At 60.0% G+C, this 804-nt stretch carries 1 protein-coding gene; it reads right to left on the reverse strand.

Going from position 1 to position 804, the window contains the following annotated elements; genetic code table 11:
• Positions 1-128: 128 nt before the first annotated feature.
• On the reverse strand, positions 129-428 hold the full coding sequence (locus FS320_RS44435) for a hypothetical protein (RefSeq protein ID WP_152718788.1): 300 nt from the start codon (positions 426-428) through the stop codon (positions 129-131).
• Positions 429-804: the final 376 nt, after the last annotated feature.

The raw sequence follows: 804 nt of genomic DNA on the forward strand, positions 1-804 counted from the left end.
TGCGGATGAAGGGAGTGCATCACGTCCTCCTGCGGTGAGAAGCTCGGCGTCGCAGGCCGTCAAAGCGCCAAGTATACTCCTCAATGGCGTAACGCACCTGATCCCAACAACGTTCCGCTACCAAACAACTAGTGGGCGGCCCCGGAAACGATTTTCTCCTCGGCGGTCCGGGCCACGACGCGTTCGAATTCCGGAGCGGCTCCGGCAAAGAAGATCGAGTTATGGACTTCAAGCCTGGCGAGGACATCCTCAGGGTCAACGAGGGGATCAACGGCACCAACATCAAGACGCTCGACGACCTTGCTCACGCCAGTACGAATGACGACCACGTCAATCTCGGCGACAGGGTTGTCGACACGGTTGTCGACCTCGGCAATGGCAACTCGATCCGGCTCGTCGATGTCAAGGCTGAGGACGTTCACCGCCACCCAGAACTCTATTTTTTCTCTTCTGACGGTGCAAGGACGCCACGGCTCCCAGCCGTGGCGTCCATCCTGGACGGGCCTGGGTCTGGGAGGCCATGCCTTTGCCATGGCGACTCTGGAGGGGGTGCCACGATGCTCGCGTCAAGGAAGGGTTCGCGTTGGTGCGAGGGTACTGTCAAGTTGGCGAGAGGCGGCGATCTGTGGCACGGTCTTGGGCATGAGCACGCCATCCAATCCCTACCGGGGCTGCCGTTGGCGGATCTTAGTGCGAGATTTCGCCACGGGGAAGGCAGCCAGCGCGGAAATCCGCACAAGCATACTGCACAAGGCTTCCGAAATACCTGAGAACCACGCGATTCGCTCGTTGATTGGTTTGGCA

It is taken from the genome of Microvirga tunisiensis (assembly GCF_009296175.1).
Taxonomy (GTDB): domain Bacteria; phylum Pseudomonadota; class Alphaproteobacteria; order Rhizobiales; family Beijerinckiaceae; genus Microvirga; species Microvirga tunisiensis.